This is a genomic window from Wolbachia endosymbiont (group B) of Eupithecia inturbata (assembly GCF_964030915.1).
Lineage (GTDB): Bacteria > Pseudomonadota > Alphaproteobacteria > Rickettsiales > Anaplasmataceae > Wolbachia.
The window spans coordinates 65089-84507 of sequence record NZ_OZ034987.1 but is presented as its reverse complement, the minus strand read 5'-3'; the positions used below and the strand labels follow the sequence as shown (position 1 = coordinate 84507).

Sequence of the window (19419 nt, the reverse complement as noted above, 5' to 3'; positions counted from 1 at the left end):
TACTCTTTCTACAAAGAAAGAATTTTCTTTATATCACCTTTGCAGTCCATTTTCATGCAGAGTTGAATGTTCATATTGTGATCATCTATATGGAAATTATAAATGTAAGCATCACCAGTGAAATTTCCTATAACATCATGGCTTTCATTTAGCATTTCACCTGCCATGTGGAAAAGACCAGTGTCTGAGTTAGAAGAATAATCTGTAAACTTGATGTACCCGTTACCACATTCCTGTTCTAAATTTAAAGGTGGATTAGTAAAATCTATTTCGTTCATAATTGCCTCATATTAAAATTAAATTATAGTTAAAATAAGATGTTAAGTCAAGAATTTAGAATAAGATTGGTAGCTGACTATAATTTGCATTTTAATTGTATATTTTGTTAATATGTTAATGCTATAATAATACAGAGCTCCTTATATTAATTCTTGACTTTATTCTATAAAATTTATACTTTATTTACTGCTGCAGTTTAAGTATACAGGGTCAAAATGGCGTTAAATCCGCTAGAACAATTTAAAGTATATACAATAATAGAACTACCAAAATTATTTGGGTATGACATAAACTTTACCAACTCATCTCTTTTTATGATGATCTCGGTGATATTAATGGTACTGTTTTTGCTCCTTGGAATAAGAAAAGGTGCAGTAATACCAGGATATTTGCAAGCTGCAGTTGAATATGTATATGATTTTGTTGTTTCAATAATAGAAAGTAACACTGGAAGCAAAGGTTTGGAGCACATTCCTTTGATATTTACAGTATTTATTTTCATTTTATCGTGTAATTTAGTTGGTGTTCTTCCCTATAGTTTCACAGTTACAAGTCATGTGATAGTTACCTTCGCTTTATCAATGGTGGTTTTTACTTATATAACGATTGTTGGGTTTAAAGAAAGAGGAGTAGAATTTTTACGCATATTGCTACCAAAAGGAACTCCTTCGTGGCTTGCACCTATAATCATCATTATTAAATTATTTGCTTATTTAGTAAGACCGATTAGTTTATCAATAAGGCTTGCAGCAAATATGATTGCGGGTCATACAATCATCAAAGTGATAGCAGGATTCGTCATAAATATGAACATATTTTTTACACCTGCACCTTTTTTGTTTATAATTGCACTAATAGGATTTGAAGTATTTGTTGCAGTTTTGCAAGCTTATATATTTACTATATTAACATGTGTATATTTGTCAGATGCAGTAAAGTAATTGACTTCCTTGCAGAATATTTTACAATTATATTATAAAGAAATAGTTAAAGGTAATATATGGATTTAGTGGCTTTAAAATTTATAGCAATTGGTTTGGCTGTATTTGGAATGCTCGGTGCTGGTTTAGGTATAGCTAATATCTTCTCTGCTATGTTAAATGGGATTGCGAGAAATCCTGAATCAGAAGGTAAAATGAAAAGTTACGTTTATATTGGTGCTGCCATGGTTGAAATCATGGGGTTGCTTGCGTTTGTACTTGCAATGTTATTAATATTTGCTGCTTAATAGATGCCACAGCTTGATGTTTCAACTTTCTCTTCTCAAATTTTTTGGTTTTTAATTTTTTTCTCTTCACTTTTTTTTGTAGTGAGTTGTTTGTTTTTACCGAAGTTAGATGAAATAATAAGCACTAGAAGTAAAGAAGTGTTAGATTCATTTAATAGTTCTATTCACCTTTTAAGACTTACAGAAGAGCAAATTGCCAAGTATAATGCAGCTTTAAATCAAGCTAGAGTACGGGCAAAAAAAATCATAGATGATGCATTTGCTCAAGTAGAAGAAATGAGAGCGAATGTTAAGGATATATTGGAAGAGGAAGACAAGAAGATGATTAAACTTGTTGAAGAAAAGGTAGTACAATTTAAATCTAAGTATATTAGTGAATTAAAACAAATGGCTACTAGTATTGCTTTGATTTACTATACTAAGTTAACTAATTCTGAGATTGAAGAGGAATTTGTTGCTGACTTGGTGTCAAAAGAATTTTAGGGTTTTTATGTCTACATTACTAGTTATAAGCCTTGCTTTTTTAGTAGGTTTTATCCTCTCATATAAATTGCTAAGGAAGGTAATAAAAAACGCGCTTAACAATAAACGTAACAAAAGCAAGTTTTCAAGTGAAGAAACTGAAAAATTCAGAAAAGATATGTTGGAGTATTACAAAAAATCTTCTGAAAAATACAAAAAATTAGATGCAGAAGTTAACAAAATGATGAATGAAGCACTTGATAAGGCTAATAGTATTATTAAGCATAATAGACAGCAACTCGATCAAACGTTAGATGAAAATGCCCATTCTAATTTGAAGAAAGTTACTGACCAAGTTGAAAAAGCTCTTGGGGATTTACAAGCTAACACAGCGAGTATAGCTGCTGATGCTGTAAAAAAAATAATGCATGAACGTAAAGATGATAAGCGTAGTAGTGAGGTTATATCTTCGTTTTCACGTGACTTGAGCAAAAAGTTGCATTAAGTTTAATGCCTGTACTTCAAACTGATAATGTAGAAAAAATTAAATTTGATTCTAGTTTATGCAAAGAACAAGAGAAACTTTTCTACTATAGGTTTAATATAATTCCTTGGCAAAAATTAAGTGATACTACTTTTTTTATGGTTGAAGACATAAGCCAAGATATCAACCTTTGGGTCGAATCTCATTACGGTATTGAATATGTATTGATAAAAGTAGAGAGCAAACAGATTTTAAATCTTCTTAACTCACACTTTGGTATTTCAGAATTCGCAAGTAACTACTTATATTATAAGAATCCTAATTTTTCAGCTAAAAGCATTAGGCTCAGTTCAATCTTTTTTTCCTCTTTCTTTGTTATGATTTCGACTTTAACACTGACAAAAAAATATGCATATTTTGCTTTGGTGTTGATATTTATAATCGGATGTTCTAGTTCTTTATTCAAATTTGTAACTAAAATTTTTGGCTTGCGTAAAATTTCTAACCAAAAAGCAGATTATGATAAGATGAATGAACCTATATATACTATTTTATTGCCTGCTTTTAAAGAGAATGCGGTTATAAAGCAATTGATTAAGAGCATTGAAAGTTTGGATTATCCAAAATCAAAATTAGATGTAAAGCTTGTGATAGAGAGCGATGATCAAGAAATGTTGGCAGCTATAGAAAAATGCACTTTACCACAGTATTTTGAAGTAATAAAAGTGCCTCATTCTCTGCCTAGAACAAAAGCTAAGTCATGCAATTATGCTATGAGCTTTGCTAGAGGAAAGTATGTGGTAATATATGATGCAGATGACAAGCCAGATCCGTTGCAGTTAAAAAAAGCACTAATTGAATTTAATAAGGGCGACGAAAAGTTGGCTTGTGTACAGGCGAAATTAAATTACTATAACTTTGGTTGCAATTTTCTTACAAAATTCTTTTCTCTCGAGTATATGAACTGGTTTCAATATTTTTTGCCTGGATTTCAAAAAATGAACATGCCAATACCTTTGGGTGGTAGCAGTAACCATTTTTCAGTGGAAATTTTAAAGAAAGTGCTTTTTTGGGATGCTTACAATGTCACTGAAGACGCTGACCTTGGTTTGAGACTTGCGCAAATGGGATATAAAACCAGGATTATTGATTCAGAAACATTGGAAGAATCACCAACTACTGTGTTTGCTTGGATCAAACAAAGAGCACGCTGGATTAAAGGTTATATGCAAACTTATATCGTTCATTTAAAAAATATAAAATTACTTTTTAAGCACACTGGGCTTAAGGGAGTTTTGCTATTAAACCTTTTTGTTGGTTCCTCAGCTTTTATATTTTTCACGACTCCTTTTTTGTTACTTTCATTGGTGCTGACTCAAATTTTGAATGAATTATTCTTATATTATTTTATAATAGTATACGGTATTAACTTGATTTTTTTGATAATAGCTATCAGACAACAAAAAATGCCTTTTTATTTTTATATAGTATCAATATTTTTTCCCGTCTATAGTCTACTACATAGCGTTGCAGCTTTTCTCGCTTTGTGGGAATTTGTTATTCACCCTCAGCAATGGAATAAAACTCAGCATGGATTATGGAAGCAAAACCTGTAGCTATTTGGCTTTTTCTCTGCTCTCTCATGGTGATTTGCATGGTGGGAATTGGTGGATTTACCAGACTTTCAAAAGCAGGATTGTCAATCACGGAATGGAAACCAATTACCGGAACATTGCCACCGCTGAGTGAACAAGACTGGCTAAAAGAAAAATCAAAATATGAAGCTACACCTGAATATAAAGCATTTAATTATGGTATGAGTATGGAAGAGTTCCGCACCATATACTTAATAGAGTATGTGCATAGGTTGATTGCAAGGCTGACAGGTTTAGTTTTTATCTTACCATTTATATACTTTACACTAAAAAAAAGAATACCTAAAAATGCAGTAATAAGGTTATCTACAGCACTATTATTTGGAATTTTACAAGCTTTTGCTGGTTGGTATATGGTAAAAAGCGGTTTGGTATCTAATCCTCATGTTAGTCACTATAAGCTTGCACTTCACTTACTGCTTGCGTTGGTTATCTTTGCATTATTGTCATATCAATTTTTTGATTACCAAATCAAACCAAGGCAAACTAAACTTAAGGTTAGTACATGTTACATATGGATAATTTTAATCCTAGTGACAGTACAAATAATCTTCGGTGCATTTGTTGCAGGGCTAAATGCTGGTTTAATTTACAATACCTTTCCACTGATGGATGGACAAATTGTTCCAGAAGATTTATTTTACTTACAGCCTGCTTGGCTAAATATCTTTGAAAATAGAGTAACAGTGCAATTCATACACCGGGCATTGGCATTGCTGATATTAGTTCTGACAGCAATACTCACAATAAAAAATGCTAGTGTAAAACCAGCATATATTATGCTACTTTCCGTCATCATTCAGATAGTTTTAGGAGTAGTAACTTTGTTGCTGCATATACCAATGGCCATTGCCATAGCTCATCAAATGTTTTCATTTATCTTATTTGGGTCAAGTTTATACTGCTTATGTTATTTAAGAAGCCAGATCTAATACCAAATCACCAGCCTGTACATTTTTCCCCTCTTTAACAGGGATATTTTTTATCACCATTTCTGATTCGGCACATATAATGTTTTCCATTTTCATTGCCTCTATAACAAACAGGGGTTGTCCTATTTCTACATGATCTCCAGCATTTACATGTAATTTAACCAATAAACCAGATATTGGAGATTTCACAGTGTCTACTGAAATCCCTTCTGTTTTGTTGTTTAGCATTAATTTGCTTAGTTTAGCTACATGAGGTTTCAATACACAACATTTAGCTTTCATACCTGCGTGTCTTATAAAGTATTTGCTGCCTTGCCTTTCTATTTTAAGTGCTATGTTGGTATCGCCATTAATTATGATATGTAGCAATCTATAACTTGATTTCCACCTACCTACCACGGAGTATTTATTGTGGTTATATACTGTTGTTAATGTGTTATCTTGATATTTTGCATTTACGGAGTACTCATTATCGTCTATTTTCACTATGAATGCTTCATCTATTGACTTACTGTAATACTTTCCCTCATTTTCTAAGTGAATATACAGTGCAGTAAAGATAAATATTTTAATATATTCCTCTGTGATAAAATCGCCTTGAAACCCACTGGGATAATGGTCTGGAATGAATCTTGTGTGGAGTTTTGCTGCAATAAAATTTGGATTATGGAAGATGGATTCTAGAAATTCTATGTTGTTTATTACTTCCCCTATATAGCACTCAGACAAAGCTTTTTGCATTCTGCTGATTGCTTCTATTCTATCTTTTCCATATGTTATAACTTTTGCAATCATCGAATCGTAGAACATGCTGATTTCTGAACCGCTAGCTACTCCATCATCTATTCTTACATAATTATTTTCATCCGGTTTATCGTAATATTTTATTCTTCCGCTGGAAGGGAAAAATTTCTTTGATGGATCTTCAGCGCAAATTCTGCTTTCTATTGCAGAACCAGTAAGTTTAATATCATCCTGATTGAATCTCAATTTTTCTCCACAGGAAGTTCTAATCATTTCTTCTACTATGTCTATTCCAGTTATAAATTCTGTTACTGGATGCTCAACTTGTAATCTCGTATTTACCTCAAGAAAATAGAAGTTTTGGTCTTTATCTACAACAAACTCGACAGTACCTGCTGAAAAATAACCAACTTGCTTTGCCAAAGAAACACATTGGGCATACATTTTTTGTCTTACTTCTTCACTAATAAATGGACTTGGAGTTTCTTCCATTATTTTCTGGTTATTCCTTTGTATCGAGCATTCCCTCTCTCCAAGACACACTATATTGCCATATTTATCTGCTATGATTTGTATTTCAATGTGTCTTGGCAGCTCTATATATTTCTCTATAAAAATACTGCCATCTTTAAAACTTTTCTCTGCTTCATTTGTTGCTGATGTAAATGCTAGTTCAATTTCTTTTTTGGAATATACAATTCGCATTCCTTTGCCACCACCACCTGATGCAGCTTTGAGCATAACGGGAAAACCAATCTCTTCAGCAACGATGGCTGCGTGGGCAGCATCTTCGATCTTACCCATATATCCTGGCACTACATTTACTCCAGCTTTTCTTGCCTCTTCTTTTGCTGTTATTTTATTGGCTGTAACTTCTATTGTTTCTGCACTTGGACCAATGAAATCTATGTTATGTTTTTCCAGAGCACGGGGAAAATCTGGATTTTCTGCTAAAAACCCATAGCCAGGATGAACCGCTTCAGCACCTGTTTCAACTGCCACCTCGCATATTTTTTCAATATTTAAATAACTCAGGCAAGAAGGTGAAGGACCAATGTACTTCGACTCATCTGCTTGCCTTACATGCACAGAATTTACATCTGCATCTGAATATACGCATACACAAGATATACCCATCTTGCGCGCAGTTTTGATTATCCTGCAAACAATCTCTCCTCTATTTGCTATTAAAATTTTACTATACTTCTTTCTTATCATCTTATCAGTATACTTTCTTAAGTTAAGAAAGTAAATTTCTATATTATTCCTTGCAAGTACTTCATGTTGGGGCTAAACCACCCTCTAAAAGTTGCATAACATTAGGATCTGTCACTATAGTACTTTCGTTATAGAGGCCATATACCTCGTTACATGCCTTAAATAACAGATATGAAGACCCTCCAGAAGCTATTGTCGCTATTGAAGCCAATGCAAGAGATTGAGAAGCCGAAAATAGAAGATACAAAGATACACACATAGCGGTAGCACACACTATAGCTCCTACTATATATAAGCATATATGAAACTTCTTATTACATATAAAGCCACATTTTATATCTGCAATTTGCTTAACTTCCTTCTGCTCTGAAGGATCCAAGAAGTAAAGAGGTGATACTGCCTTATTATCCTTAATATAGCTTTTATCGAGGAGTGCTTCCTTAATATATTTCTTGTTATTCTTAAATTCCTTTTCTAATCTTTTTACTTTTTCCCAATCTTTAGCTTCTTTTGCTTTCTTGACTTTGCTCTCAGTATCTTTTTCTAAATACTTTATGATCCCCTGTAACGCAGATAATAGAAACCCTTTACTTGCTGCTATATGAAATGGGTTTCCATTTTCATCAATTCTATGCTTAGCTACACAAGCAACTCTTTTCTTGCAAGCTTCAATAAATTTATTTTCATCCTCTTTTGTTACAACTCCTCTTGCAATTTCAAATAAATTATCCATATATACACCTCACTGCATTCACTAATATTAAATTATACAATGCAGTTTGTTAAAAATAAATGTAAATTGATCTTTCAAATTTACTATAGTTCCACGTTGTTGCAAGTACAAATTTTAGTTATCATCGGTTACGTTATCACAATAGACAAATATGCCAGGTATAGTCACTAGATTCGCTCCATCACCAACAGGATTTTTACATATTGGAGGAGCTCGCACAGCTTTATTTAATTGGCTCTATGCGCAGCGTCATGGTGGCCAGTTTTTACTAAGGATTGAGGATACCGATAGAAAACGTTCAACACAAGAAGCAATTGATGCAGTAATAGATGGGTTAAAATGGCTTGGAATAAGCTATGATGGAGAAATAGTATATCAGTCAAAAAGAATAGAGCGACATATTGAAGTTGCAAATCTTTTAGTTGAAAAGGGTAGGGCGTATCATTGTTATTGCCCTGAAGATGAAATTGCAGAAAAGAAGGCAAAAGCAAGGGAAGAAGGAAAAATATATAAGCATAAGTGTACTCATTCGACATCAAATGCAGAGCCTGTTGTTCGCTTCAAAGTGCCAGACTCAGAAGATATTGTTGTTGACGATAAAATATACGGCCAAGTTACAATAAGTAGCGACCAGCTTGATGACATAGTAATCTTACGTTCTGACAATACTCCAACATACATTTTCGCTGTGGTAATTGATGATCATGATGCCGGAATAACTGATATTATACGTGGTTCTGATCACCTTACTAATACCTTTAAACAATTACTGATATACCAAGCTCTTGATTTTGATGTCCCACGCTTCGCGCACGTACCTCTTATCCATGGAGAAGACGGGAATAAGCTATCTAAAAGGCATGGTGCTACAAGTGTTTGCGATTATGAAAAGATGGGAATATTGCCACAGGCAATGCGTAATTACTTGCTAAGACTTGGCTGGAGTCATGGCAACGATGAGATTATTAGCGATGAGCAAGCAATAGAGTGGTTTAATTTAGAAAGCATCGGTCGTTCACCTGCACGGCTCGATTTCAAAAAACTGGAGCATTTGAATAACCACTATATTAGTAATATGAGCAATGAAGATATTCTGACTCTAATGCTTAGAGAAAATACTCTAACTGACAAAAAAAAGGGCTATTTACTGCAGGGACTGACAGAGCTGAAAAAAAGAGCAAACTATCTGACCGAATTATTGGACTTAGCAAAATTTTATATTCAAGTTGATTTTAGTGAAGAAGCTCAGCAAATTGTCAAATCTAACCTCGATGTAATTAAGTTACTTGCATCATTTCTTTCGAGTGTAGGTAGTGAAGATTGGAATAAGAATTTTTTATCTTCTCAGATTAAGGAATTTTCAAAATTACATAATATAAAAATGAGCGATATATACCACTCATTACGCGCCCCAATAACTGGAATAATGGATGCGCCTGGAATCATCGATATCATGGTAATTCTTGGTAAAGATGAGTGTATAAAAAGATTGCGAGCAGTTTAAATAAAAAATTGCTTGACAGACTCTAGTAGCTTCATTATAGTGGAGAATGAAGGTTTTTTAGGATCCAAAGTCTATCTTCACCTGCAGGTTTTTTCACCAAATAATCAAATTTCAGCAAAAAATATATAAGTTTATTTTTGCTAGCTCTTTATTCATATAGGAGGGTTTATGTCTAGAATTCCTGATACTTGACTTTTATTTTTAAGTTAAAAAAACAATTGGCGCCTATGGTTTTCACATTAAATCATTTTAAATTGTTAAAGTTAATACGGGCTTTTTTTGCCTTTTTTTATTGGTATTTTTTTCATATTTTATTATATCATTATACTGTGGTACCATATAGACTTCAGTTTCATGATAAGGGGAGCAGGCTCCGTCTCAGCTATGGAATTAAAAAATGACTATGCATAAGATCTAATGGTGTGTCTAATCTATAGATAATTTTTTGTATTGCTAAGTTAATATTTTACATATCTGTTCAGTAAAGTGGCAAAAAAGACAAGTAAATGAGTATCATGAAAGTAGCTTACACGTAGCTGTAGGAATTTCATTTTTTAAGGTAAATTACACAGCAAATATTGTTATTCAAGTAGCTGACACTGTAATTCCAGCTTCTATAATGTCATGCCAGTGCTCGACACTGGCATCGAGCAAAATTTATCACAAACAAGACAACATTTTCAATTAAAAAATCAGTGTCTGGGTGCTAAGATGACACCTTCATAAGGGAGGCAGCATCAGCTACTTTCATGACACTCATTTAGTTGTCTTTTCTCGTTTACCTTATTTTGCCACTCTGCTGAACAGATATTAAAATAGCAAGCCTCAAGGTCAGAAGCCTGCTATTACTTACTGGTTACTTTACATCAATTTTCTTGATGTGTTTCTCTGATTTAGGTATGGTTACATGCAATACCCCATCTAAAAAGTTGGCAGATACCTTATCTTGCTCTACATTTGTTGGAAGTTGAATAGATCTATAGAAAGAACCATAGTACCTTTCTTTATGGTAAAACTGCTTATCTTTTGATTCATTATCAAATGTTTTTTCACCCTTCACTATTAAGTTATCGCCAGATATACTAATGTCTATGCTTTCTTTAGGAATACCTGGTAACTCTAATGATAGGCAATAGCTTTCCTTTGTTTCATAAAAATCACAAACTGGTAGTAGACTACTGCCTCTTTTGGAAAGCTCTGGGTTCCATCCTGTAAAGAAGCTATCAAATATGTCATCAACGGCTCTTTGTAACCCTCTTACACTAAAATTATCACGATTATTGTTTTTATTTAAATGAACTATATTACTCATGTTGTACCTCCTTTTACTAATACATGCATTACATAATCACTCCACTTATTAATTTCAATCCTAAATCTAAAATTTTTTAGATGCGAAAAATTTTCCCCGTTTACTATAACTTGATTATGAGAAAAAATCTTGTTTGGATTACCACGAGTAGTTCTATAAACTAGATTAACTGTAAAAAAGGGCAAGTGTATGCAAATTTATTACTTCTCTTTCCACTTCCACAATCAAACAATTTTGAATGTTTCTTATTTGACTTGCCAACAATGAGAATTGGTATAACTGCTAGCTCCGTCTTTCAGCTATGGCATTAAACAATGACATGCATAAGATCTAATAATATGTATAATTTATAAATAATTTTTGAGGTAAATTGTGAAATTGGGCGTTAATATTGATCACGTTGCAACCCTTCGCAACGCACGTGGAGCTTCTTATCCAGATCCATTAAAAGCAGCAAAAATAGCTATTGATGCTGGAGCAGATTTTATCACCGTACACTTACGAGAAGACAGAAGGCATATCAGAGATGAGGATGTATTCAATCTAAAACAAAACATTAGCACTGAGTTAAATCTTGAAATCGCAGCTACGGAAGAAATGCTCAAAATAGCAAAAGAAGTAAAACCCTATTCGATTTGTATAGTACCAGAAAAAAGAGAAGAATTAACAACCGAAGGTGGCCTGAATATCGTGAATATGCACAGTAAACTTTCTGGTATAATAGAGGAAATGCATAGCTTTGACATAAAAGTCTCACTGTTTATCGATCCAAATATTAATCAACTAAAATATCTTGAGAAGCTAGAAAGAAAGCCTGACATAATAGAAATTCACACAGGGGATTACTGTGATAATCCATCAGAAGAAAAATTAAAACTTATTACTAACTCTGCAGAATACATTAATAAGCTAGGAATAGAATGCCACGCAGGGCATGGCATAAATTATAAACATGCTAAAAGAATAAAAGAGATACCTCACATCTCAGCTCTTAATATAGGCCATTCTTTAATCAGCGAGGCTATATTTCATGGCTTACATAGTGTAACTAAAAAGATGAAAATGACAATATCTAAGTAGCTTATACTTTCTCTTTGGTATTTAAAGTACTTGAAAGAGCTTGACTTGCTTTAAACCTTACTCTTTTCTTTTCAGGAACGGTCATAATCTCACCATTTTGAGGATTACGGCATTGTCTTTCCTTACTTATAACAGTAGAGAATGTCCCTATTCCATGCAAACGTATTTCACCTTTACGATTTAGATCGTTCTTGATTATTTCCATAAAAATATCATGAAGCTTACCCAAACTAGCTTTTGTTATATCTATACCTTGACTAGAGCACTCTTGACTCAGTTGGTTTACTATATCTTCTTTACTCATAAATTACCTTAATATTGAAAAATTACATAAACAGCATATTATGCTAATGCCAATAGTCAACTAAATTCGTCATAAAAAGAGAAAATGTCATAAACCCTTGTAAGAACTTGTATAATATTTACAAAAAAATACCATTATGAAACAATTATCTCTTAGAAAACTGACATTTTTTCCGAGCTTTATGTTGACCATATTTCTTACGCTCAACAACACGTGAATCTCTAGTTAGGAATCCACCCTTACGTAATATAGAGTGTAGATCTTGACTTATACTACTTAAAGCTCTGCTTATTCCATGAGCTAAGGCACCTGCTTGGCCAGATAGTCCTCCACCTTTTACAGTTGCAAACACATCATACCTATCTAACATAGAAGTTACTATGAATGGCGCTTTAATCATTTGACACACTGATTCTCTTTTAAAATAAGAAATTAAATCATCTTTTTTATTAACACTAAATTTTCCACTTCCTGGCTTTATCCATACTCTTGCTACAGATTCTTTCCTTCGACCTGTGGCATATGAACGACCAAGTGAGTCAATCATTGCCTTTTTTGGCTGATCATTATTATTTATTTTCACTTTTTGCTCCATTATTTCTTATTTTTACGATTTAAAGAGGCAAAATCTATTTTTTCAGGTTGCTGTCCTTGATGCTTATGTTCTGAACCAGAATAAACATACAAATTTTCAAACCGTCTACGTGCCATAGGACCATCATCAAGCATTCTTTTTACTGCCATTTTTACCACACGCTCAGGGAATTTGCCATTTAAAATATTATCTGGAGTAGTTTTCTTTAAACCACCAGAATAACCTGTATGCCTATAGTAGATTTTATCTTTAAGTTTCTTTCCGGTAAAATGTACCTTTTCTGCATTAACAATAATTACATTATCTCCACAATCCATATGAGGTGTGTATTCAGGCTTATTCTTTCCACGCAATAGCGCTGCTACAAACGCTGCAAGCCTTCCTACTACTAATCCTTCTGCATCTATAACAAGCCATTTTTTATCGACTTGTTTCTCTTTTAAGAAAAAAGTTTTCATATATCAATACATAACAGTAGATTATGATATACTAAATTGCTTGATAGTGTCAACAACATTAGTTATTGATTATTAAAGTAATTTATGCTAATAACTTTAATAATATGCTAGAAAGCAAAATGTTTCGATTGATTATTATATTTGTAATCGCTTTTAGTGCTATAGATTGCTATGCAATCGATTTGGAAGAGGCTATAAGCAAAGCTATCAAAAATAGCTCAAAAATAAAGTCTCAATTTTACCAATATAAAAGCGCAGAAAAATATTATAAATCTTCTGGGTTAGCTGGATTTTTACCTGACATTAATTTACAATATAATTTCGATAGTAGTTTTAGCCTGGAAAACTCTGGAAAGGATCTAATATTAAGTCAAAGAATAATAGATGGTGGTGGCACCTTTGCTACATTCAGTCGATCAAGTAATCTTCTCAAAGCAGCAAAAATGCAATTTCAGCAGTCAAAACAAGAGCTTGCACTTAATGCTGTGAAAGCATATGTTAGTGTTTTACAAAAGACAGAAATATTAAAGCTCAGAGAACATAGAGAACGCGTTTCTTTGGAACATTTGTCAGCTATGAAAAAACGCTTTTCCCTTGGAGAAGTTACTAATGCTGAAGTTTTGCTAGCAAAAGCAAAATTTTCGTCTTCTATATCCGAAAGAGTTGATGCTGAAGGTAAATTAAAATTGGCAAATATTGCTTATTATCATTTGATTGGCGAAGATGCTGATGAACTTTCTGAAGCTAATGATAAATTACCTTCTGTTCCAGAGCTAAATGAATGTTTACAATTAGCAAAAACCAATAATTTATCTCTAAAAGCAGCAGTTTATCAAAAAAGAGCTGCTGGAATGGAAGTGATCGCTGAAAGCTCCAAGTGGCTTCCTTCTTTAAATCTAAGAGCAAACAAAAATTTTGGGAAAGATGGTGTAAAATTAGACAAGCTATTAGAAAATGTTCATATAGTTTTTACTCTTGATGTTCCAATCTTTAAAAAAGGAGCGAATGCTTTTGGTGTCAGTAAAGCTAAAATGGATGCAAAAAAATCTACCTACGATTATTATGAAACGGTAAAAAATATAGAAGAAGCAGTTGTAAATGCTTGGAATAACGTGCTGACAGCAAAAGCTATTATTAAAGCAAGTCAAGAAGCGGAAAAAGCAGCAGCTTTAGCATTGGAAGGAGTTAAGCAAGAGGTAAACTTAAGTTTAAAGAGTACATCTGACCTTTTGGACACTGAAGATGCATTATTTAAAGCACGCTCCGATCTGGTTGGAGCAAAAAGCAATTATGTAATTAGTGTTTACAACTTGCTTTTTATGATAAATAGTATAAACCTTTAAATTTAATGGTATGAGCGATAATCAATCTGTAAAAGATATCCTAGAAGATATAAAAAAAGCTATATCGGGTAAAAATGCAAGTGTTGATAAAGCAGAAGTAATCGATGAAGATGATGATGTACTATGCCTTGAAGAGGAGTACCCAGAAGACATCGAAGAAAAAGAAAATAGTGAAGAAGAGAATGATTGTCAAAGTGAGAAAATGAATAACCAATTTAATAGTTACAACTCAGAAGAGAAAAATTTGTATGATAATATCCAAATGAGTAATAACAAAGTGAGCTATCAAGAACAAAGTAACGAGCATTTAGTTTTAAAAGAAAATATGGAGGAAATTAAAACATTGCTTGAAAAGATGCAAAGCGAACTACGGCATAAACAACAAAAAAGAGCGGATCTTACTGTTGAAGAATTAGTTGTATCTCTTTTAAAACCTCAGCTTTCAGAGTGGCTGAATAAGTATCTACATGCATTGGTAAAAGAAGTAGTTGAAAAAGAGCTCAAAGATATAATCAATAATAAGTAGGTTATTAGTATAAAGACCAGAGTAAAAACAGCTAGAGGTAGAAAGTTATCTTCAACAAGATGGCTACATCGCCATTTGAATGATCAGTATGTTCAAAAAACCAATAAGGACGGTTATAGATCGCGCTCGGCATATAAGTTAATAGAAATAGACGATAAATTTAAACTACTCCAACAAGGGCAAAAAATTATTGATCTTGGCGCTTTTCCTGGTGGGTGGTCACAAGTTGCATCTAAGAAAGGAGCGAGTGTGATTGCTGTTGACATAAAACCAATAAACGCAATTAGTGGAGTAGAGTGTATACAGTGTGATATTATCAGCGAACTTGAAATTTTAAGAGAAAAATTCAAGGATCACAAATTTGATGTAATTTTATCTGATATGGCACCAGAATCTTGCGGTTTAAAGTCGTTAGATCATATCAGAATTATGCTTTTATGCGAAGCAGCGCTCAATTTTGCAAAGCATTTTTTGAATCATGATGGCAAGTTCGTAGTAAAAATTTTTCAAGGAGAGTCTGATAAAGATTTCTGCAATGAGCTAAAAAAAATGTTTAAAACAGTAAGATACTTCAAACCAAAGTCAAGTAGATCTGAATCTACAGAAATGTATTTGGTCAGCTTAGGCTTTATTGGTAGCAACTCTTCTATATAGAAGATACTTACAGAAACGTTGACGAATCTTATCCTATTAAACTGAAGATTAATAACGCTCGCACAAAAGCCCCTGTTTCTTGTTTAAATATTTATGATAATTAATTAAATCCTTGACTTTGTTACTTAGATATATAATAATTAAAGTATATTATATAGGAGAGTTTGATATGTATTTAGAATTGTTGAAACAGATATTAAGTATAGTAAATCGTGAAAATGATTTGAATGGTAATAACATAGTTGAAAAAATAAAAGAGGAACTAAAAAAAAGAGACCTCCCTGCTTATCAAGAGTGGGAGAAGAAAGATTTTAATATAAATTATAAATTTAGTAATAATAATTATTATGGCAAAGAAGAAGAATTAACATTATTACATGCAGCATTTATAGATAATCAAGAAAATGTAGTAAAAGTTCTATTAGCAGTAGACGGAATAAATGTTAATTTCCAATATCAATGTAACAGAACCCTTTTACATTTGGCTATTGAAAAAGGTGACGAAAATATAGTAAAAGCTCTATTAGCAGTAAAAGGTATAGATGTTAGTTCGCGAGATCTATTTGACAAAACCCCTTTACATGTGGCTATTGAAAAAGGTAACGAAAAAATAGTAGAAGCTCTATTAAATAAGGGGGATAGTTTGAATTTGCGAGATGAATATGGAAAAGCTCCTTTACATTTGGCTATTGAAAAAGGTAATGAAAAAATAGTAAAAGCTCTATTAAATAAGGGGGATAGTTTGAATTTGCGAGATAAAAGTGAAAGCACTCCTTTACATTTGGCTATTAGAAAAGGTAACGAAAATATAGTAAACGCTCTATTAGCAGTAGAAGGTATAGATGTTAATTTGCGAGATAAAAGTGAAAGCACTCCTTTACATCTTGCTGCTGAGAAAGGCAAAATGGAGATAGTAGAGGCTATATTAGCTAAGGGGCCTAACAATTATTGATTTGCCAGATACATGTGGACGCACTCCTTTGTACGTTGCTGCTCGGGGACATCATAAAAAGATAGTAAGAGCTCTATTAAAAGCAGGTGCTGATCCTTTATTAGGTAATCGTGATAACAAAACTCTAGATAAAGAACTTACTAAAGAAGCAATTATGCTAGCAATAATCTCGGGTGTTGGTATATTTGTTATTGCATCTGTTGTAGCTGCGATAATAGTTACTTCTGCATATTTTATTGGTGTATCATTATCAGTAGGTGCTATGGCTGGGATAGCTGTGGCTGCTGCTGTACTCACAGGACTTGTTGCTGGTGGCATTATATATGAAGTGTTGAAGCCTTGTGATGAGTTAAAGGAGGCTATTGCAAAAAAAATATCAAAGCTTAGTCAGAATAGTGCAGTGGACGATAGTAAGCCTGATTGTAGTCTAGAAAATCCTGGAACACACTTACTGGCACCATTAAAAGGTTTTATAAATAATGTAAAAAGTTTTTGCGCTATTTAAGGAAGAAGTCTCTTCTTCCTTTTTTTCCAATTTTTTATTTAGCAAGGTATCTAGATACCTTGCTTAACACCAAAACAGAATTAAGGTTTAAACATCCTAGGTGTATTAACATTCATTTTGAAGACAGCAAATGGTGTTATTCCAGCGCCCTCTTTCTTGTTATTCCAATACTGGGATTCAGAAAACTGACCAGGTTGGTCACGCGCTGGCTCTCTAAAATTACTTTAGCTACAAATATTAAGAAATTTACTAAATAAAAAAAGACAAAAGAATCCCCGTATAGCGAGTTTTAATAATGTAAATTGATAATGTGCTAACAAGCGCGATTTGGCTGAATGTAGAAAAAATAAAAAAAGCTGCTATAATTTTATGTAATTTGCCAATAAACACCTGAATTTTGTCGTTGAGCCCAAAAACAAGGATAAATACCTTTATTAGTATAATAAGGAAAGTGGGAAGGTTTGTCAAGTAATAAAACTAGAGGGCTCAAATGAAAGAAGGTAAACTCTAAAGTGTACGTTCAGTAGCACTTTCTATAAGAGAGATTGTATTATCTATCCCATAAAGCTTTATAAAAGATCCCATTCTAGGACCGGTTTTTTGGCCAAGCAGCGTTTCATATAGCAACTGAAACCAATCGCGTAAGTTATTGTAATTATGTTTTTTTCCGATGGAGAAAACCTGAGATTGAATCTCTTCAGCAGTGGCTGTAATAGGCAGGGAATGTAGGTTGTTCTTTAAATCTAGTAACGCTTCTTTCTCTTTTTCGTTTGAAGCTTTATACGCTTTTGTTGGCTTGATAAAGTCGTGATAATACCTAACTGCAAAATCCGAAAGCCTATCTAGCATTTTGTTGCTTTCTGGTGTAACGTTTGGTGCATAAGTTGATATAAAACCCCAAAGAATCTCTTTATTTTCAGCATTACAAGCTGCTGCCAGGTTTAAAAGTAACGAAAAATTTATGCCTGAAGTTTCTACGCTTGGAACTTTACCCTGGTGGATGTGCCATACAGGGCTATTTACATCCTTTTCTTCACTCTCATTGTAACGCTTAGCAAACTCTAAATATTCATCAGTTGATTTTGGTATCACATCAAAATATAAACGTTTAGCTTTTTTAGGACTCTGAAAGATGTATAACGCTAAACTCTCTGTGGGTGCATAAGTTAGCCACTCCTCAATTGAAATACCATTTCCTTTTGATTTTGATATCTTCTTTCCTTCTTTATCAAGAAATAACTCATAGCAAAACAAAAGCGGTGGCTTTTCTCCAAGTATTTTACATATTTGACTTGAAAGCACAGCAGATGGAGTCAAATCCTTTCCATGAGCTTCGTAATTAACTCCGAATGCAGCCCACCTCATCCCCCAATCAGGTTTCCATTGCAGTTTACATTTTCCTTTTGTCACTGGAACTTCTATTTTTTCCCCGTTTGGGTCTTCATACGTGATTGTTCCTTTATCTGTATTTGTTTCAATTACTGGAACTTGTAAAACTTGGGAAGTTTTTGGGCATATCGGCAAGAATGGACTGTAAGTCTGCTGCCTTTCTTCCCGAAATGATGGAAGCATTACTTCCATCACTTTATCATAATTTTTCAGCAGGAGTAAAAGTTTTTCATCGTAAACGCCAGATTTATAACACTCTGTTGCACTCCTAAATTCGTATTCAAATCCAAACAAATCAAGAAATTTACACAACAACGAATTCATGTGATGACCATAACTCTCATGAGTGCCAAATGGGTCAGGTATCATGGTTAATGGCTTGTTCAGATTCTCTCTTAGCATTTCCTGATTTGGTACATTATCTGGTATTTTTCGCAAACCATCCATATCGTCGGAAACTGCAATGATTTTGGTTTTTATACTAGGAGCTATTTTTTTTAGAGCGTTTGCAATAACTGTGGTACGAAAAACTTCCCCAAAAGTACCAATATGTGGTAAACCCGATGGACCATAACCAGTCTCAAATATTATCTCTTTTTTATTAGGGAATTCTTGTAGTATTTTTTCTGCTTCTTGAAATGGCCAGCTTATAATCATTGAATTTAAATTAATTATCTTACCTAAAGTGCTATTCATTTCAATAGATTTTTAATTAATGATGTAGTATTAGTGTTAGAGCTCTTATTAGAAGGTTAAAGATATGTCTACTGGCAGCATACAAACGAATCAATTATTTAAAGGTCTTACAAGACCTGCAATGCTCTTTGGTGTGAGTTATATGTTTGCAATATTAAACGTTCTAATTTGCATGCTAATTTTCATTAATACAAATGATCTTAGAGTAATTCTCCTGATGTTACCAGGTATACATGGACTTGGCTATATAGCTTCTGCAAAGGAACCGTTGTTTATTGAGTTATTTATGGTAAAGTTGGGAAAATGTTCCAAATGTTTAAATCGGTTTTATCATGGAGCCAATTCTTATGACATTACTTGATGTTA

The 19419-nt window shown here is 33.2% G+C and carries 22 protein-coding genes; 14 read left to right on the top strand and 8 right to left on the bottom strand.

Going from position 1 to position 19419, the window contains the following annotated elements:
- Nucleotides 1-8 precede the first annotated feature (8 nt).
- Complete coding sequence (locus ACQH21_RS00395; RefSeq protein WP_254229521.1) at nt 9-278, bottom strand: hypothetical protein; 270 nt, start codon at nt 276-278, stop codon at nt 9-11.
- A gap of 216 nt (nt 279-494) precedes the next feature.
- Between ACQH21_RS00395 and ACQH21_RS00390 the strand changes: the two genes are divergently transcribed.
- The 6 genes from ACQH21_RS00390 to ACQH21_RS00365 are packed head-to-tail and all read left to right on the top strand — an operon-like array spanning nt 495 to nt 5040.
- The gene (locus ACQH21_RS00390; RefSeq protein ID WP_007302047.1) at nt 495-1220 is read left to right on the top strand and encodes a F0F1 ATP synthase subunit A; all 726 of its coding nucleotides are present in this window, start codon (nt 495-497) and stop codon (nt 1218-1220) included.
- Between the two features lie 59 nt (nt 1221-1279).
- Nucleotides 1280-1507: a F0F1 ATP synthase subunit C gene (locus tag ACQH21_RS00385; protein ID WP_006014985.1), complete on the top strand. Its 228-nt coding sequence runs from the start codon at nt 1280-1282 to the stop codon at nt 1505-1507.
- A gap of 3 nt (nt 1508-1510) precedes the next feature.
- Entirely contained in the window at nt 1511-1990 is a 480-nt protein-coding gene (locus ACQH21_RS00380) for an ATP synthase F0 subunit B (RefSeq protein WP_007302046.1), read from the top strand.
- A gap of 7 nt (nt 1991-1997) precedes the next feature.
- Complete coding sequence (locus tag ACQH21_RS00375) at nt 1998-2474, top strand: ATP synthase F0F1 subunit B (protein ID WP_052264897.1); 477 nt, start codon at nt 1998-2000, stop codon at nt 2472-2474.
- 5 nt (nt 2475-2479) lie between these two features.
- Nucleotides 2480-4069, top strand: coding sequence for a glycosyltransferase family 2 protein (locus ACQH21_RS00370; protein ID WP_425384259.1), 1590 nt, complete (start codon nt 2480-2482; stop codon nt 4067-4069).
- Nucleotides 4051-5040, top strand: coding sequence for a COX15/CtaA family protein (locus ACQH21_RS00365; RefSeq protein WP_425384258.1), 990 nt, complete (start codon nt 4051-4053; stop codon nt 5038-5040). Before ACQH21_RS00370 ends, ACQH21_RS00365 begins: the two co-directional genes overlap by 19 nt.
- On the opposite strand, the gene ACQH21_RS00360 is transcribed toward ACQH21_RS00365, so the two are convergent.
- Together ACQH21_RS00360 and ACQH21_RS00355 are read right to left on the bottom strand one after the other, a co-directional pair.
- Nucleotides 5023-7002, bottom strand: a complete 1980-nt coding sequence (locus tag ACQH21_RS00360; protein ID WP_425384257.1) for a biotin carboxylase N-terminal domain-containing protein — start codon at nt 7000-7002, stop codon at nt 5023-5025. The genes ACQH21_RS00365 and ACQH21_RS00360 overlap by 18 nt on opposite strands.
- Before the next feature lie 61 nt (nt 7003-7063).
- Nucleotides 7064-7735, bottom strand: a complete 672-nt coding sequence (locus ACQH21_RS00355) for an ankyrin repeat domain-containing protein (RefSeq protein ID WP_425384256.1) — start codon at nt 7733-7735, stop codon at nt 7064-7066.
- Nucleotides 7736-7886: 151 nt separating this feature from the next.
- Here ACQH21_RS00355 and gltX point away from each other — a divergent pair, with 151 nt between their 5' ends.
- Nucleotides 7887-9239, top strand: coding sequence for a glutamate--tRNA ligase (gltX, locus tag ACQH21_RS00350; protein ID WP_425384255.1), 1353 nt, complete (start codon nt 7887-7889; stop codon nt 9237-9239).
- An 856-nt stretch (nt 9240-10095) separates the two neighbouring features.
- Here gltX and ACQH21_RS00345 read toward each other — a convergent pair.
- Nucleotides 10096-10551, bottom strand: coding sequence for an Hsp20/alpha crystallin family protein (locus ACQH21_RS00345; protein WP_425384254.1), 456 nt, complete (start codon nt 10549-10551; stop codon nt 10096-10098).
- Between the two features lie 372 nt (nt 10552-10923).
- Here ACQH21_RS00345 and ACQH21_RS00340 point away from each other — a divergent pair, with 372 nt between their 5' ends.
- Nucleotides 10924-11631 carry a pyridoxine 5'-phosphate synthase gene (locus ACQH21_RS00340; RefSeq protein ID WP_010402508.1) on the top strand — a complete coding sequence of 236 codons (708 nt, stop codon included), beginning with the start codon at nt 10924-10926 and terminating at the stop codon, nt 11629-11631.
- A 1-nt stretch (nt 11632) separates the two neighbouring features.
- Here the strand turns inward: ACQH21_RS00340 and ACQH21_RS00335 are convergent, their stop codons facing one another.
- The 3 genes from ACQH21_RS00335 to rplM all read right to left on the bottom strand — a co-directional run bounded on the left by ACQH21_RS00335 (nt 11633) and on the right by rplM (nt 12988).
- Nucleotides 11633-11935 (bottom strand): HU family DNA-binding protein, encoded by a 303-nt coding sequence (locus ACQH21_RS00335; RefSeq protein WP_425384253.1) that lies wholly within the window; start codon nt 11933-11935, stop codon nt 11633-11635.
- 145 nt (nt 11936-12080) lie between these two features.
- A complete protein-coding gene (gene rpsI, locus ACQH21_RS00330; RefSeq protein WP_010402504.1) occupies nt 12081-12530 on the bottom strand; it encodes a 30S ribosomal protein S9 in 450 nt (149 codons plus the stop codon).
- A complete protein-coding gene (rplM, locus tag ACQH21_RS00325) occupies nt 12530-12988 on the bottom strand; it encodes a 50S ribosomal protein L13 (RefSeq protein WP_425384252.1) in 459 nt (152 codons plus the stop codon). Before rplM ends, rpsI begins: the two co-directional genes overlap by 1 nt.
- Before the next feature lie 104 nt (nt 12989-13092).
- On the opposite strand from rplM, the gene ACQH21_RS00320 reads away from it, so the two are divergent.
- The 5 genes from ACQH21_RS00320 to ACQH21_RS00300 all read left to right on the top strand — a co-directional run bounded on the left by ACQH21_RS00320 (nt 13093) and on the right by ACQH21_RS00300 (nt 16968).
- Nucleotides 13093-14331 (top strand): TolC family protein, encoded by a 1239-nt coding sequence (locus ACQH21_RS00320; RefSeq protein ID WP_264686708.1) that lies wholly within the window; start codon nt 13093-13095, stop codon nt 14329-14331.
- 10 nt (nt 14332-14341) lie between these two features.
- Nucleotides 14342-14857, top strand: a complete 516-nt coding sequence (locus tag ACQH21_RS00315; RefSeq protein ID WP_010402496.1) for a PopZ family protein — start codon at nt 14342-14344, stop codon at nt 14855-14857.
- A 75-nt stretch (nt 14858-14932) separates the two neighbouring features.
- On the top strand, nt 14933-15511 hold the full coding sequence (locus ACQH21_RS00310) for an RlmE family RNA methyltransferase (protein ID WP_064085440.1): 579 nt from the start codon (nt 14933-14935) through the stop codon (nt 15509-15511).
- Between the two features lie 169 nt (nt 15512-15680).
- Nucleotides 15681-16463, top strand: coding sequence for an ankyrin repeat domain-containing protein (locus tag ACQH21_RS00305; RefSeq protein WP_425384251.1), 783 nt, complete (start codon nt 15681-15683; stop codon nt 16461-16463).
- A gap of 1 nt (nt 16464) precedes the next feature.
- On the top strand, nt 16465-16968 hold the full coding sequence (locus ACQH21_RS00300; protein ID WP_425384250.1) for a hypothetical protein: 504 nt from the start codon (nt 16465-16467) through the stop codon (nt 16966-16968).
- A 507-nt stretch (nt 16969-17475) separates the two neighbouring features.
- Here ACQH21_RS00300 and ACQH21_RS00295 read toward each other — a convergent pair.
- Nucleotides 17476-19053 carry a lysine--tRNA ligase gene (locus ACQH21_RS00295; protein WP_425384249.1) on the bottom strand — a complete coding sequence of 526 codons (1578 nt, stop codon included), beginning with the start codon at nt 19051-19053 and terminating at the stop codon, nt 17476-17478.
- Between the two features lie 64 nt (nt 19054-19117).
- Between ACQH21_RS00295 and ACQH21_RS00290 the strand changes: the two genes are divergently transcribed.
- Entirely contained in the window at nt 19118-19414 is a 297-nt protein-coding gene (locus ACQH21_RS00290; protein WP_006015054.1) for a type IV secretion system protein VirB3, read from the top strand.
- Nucleotides 19415-19419 lie beyond the last annotated feature (5 nt).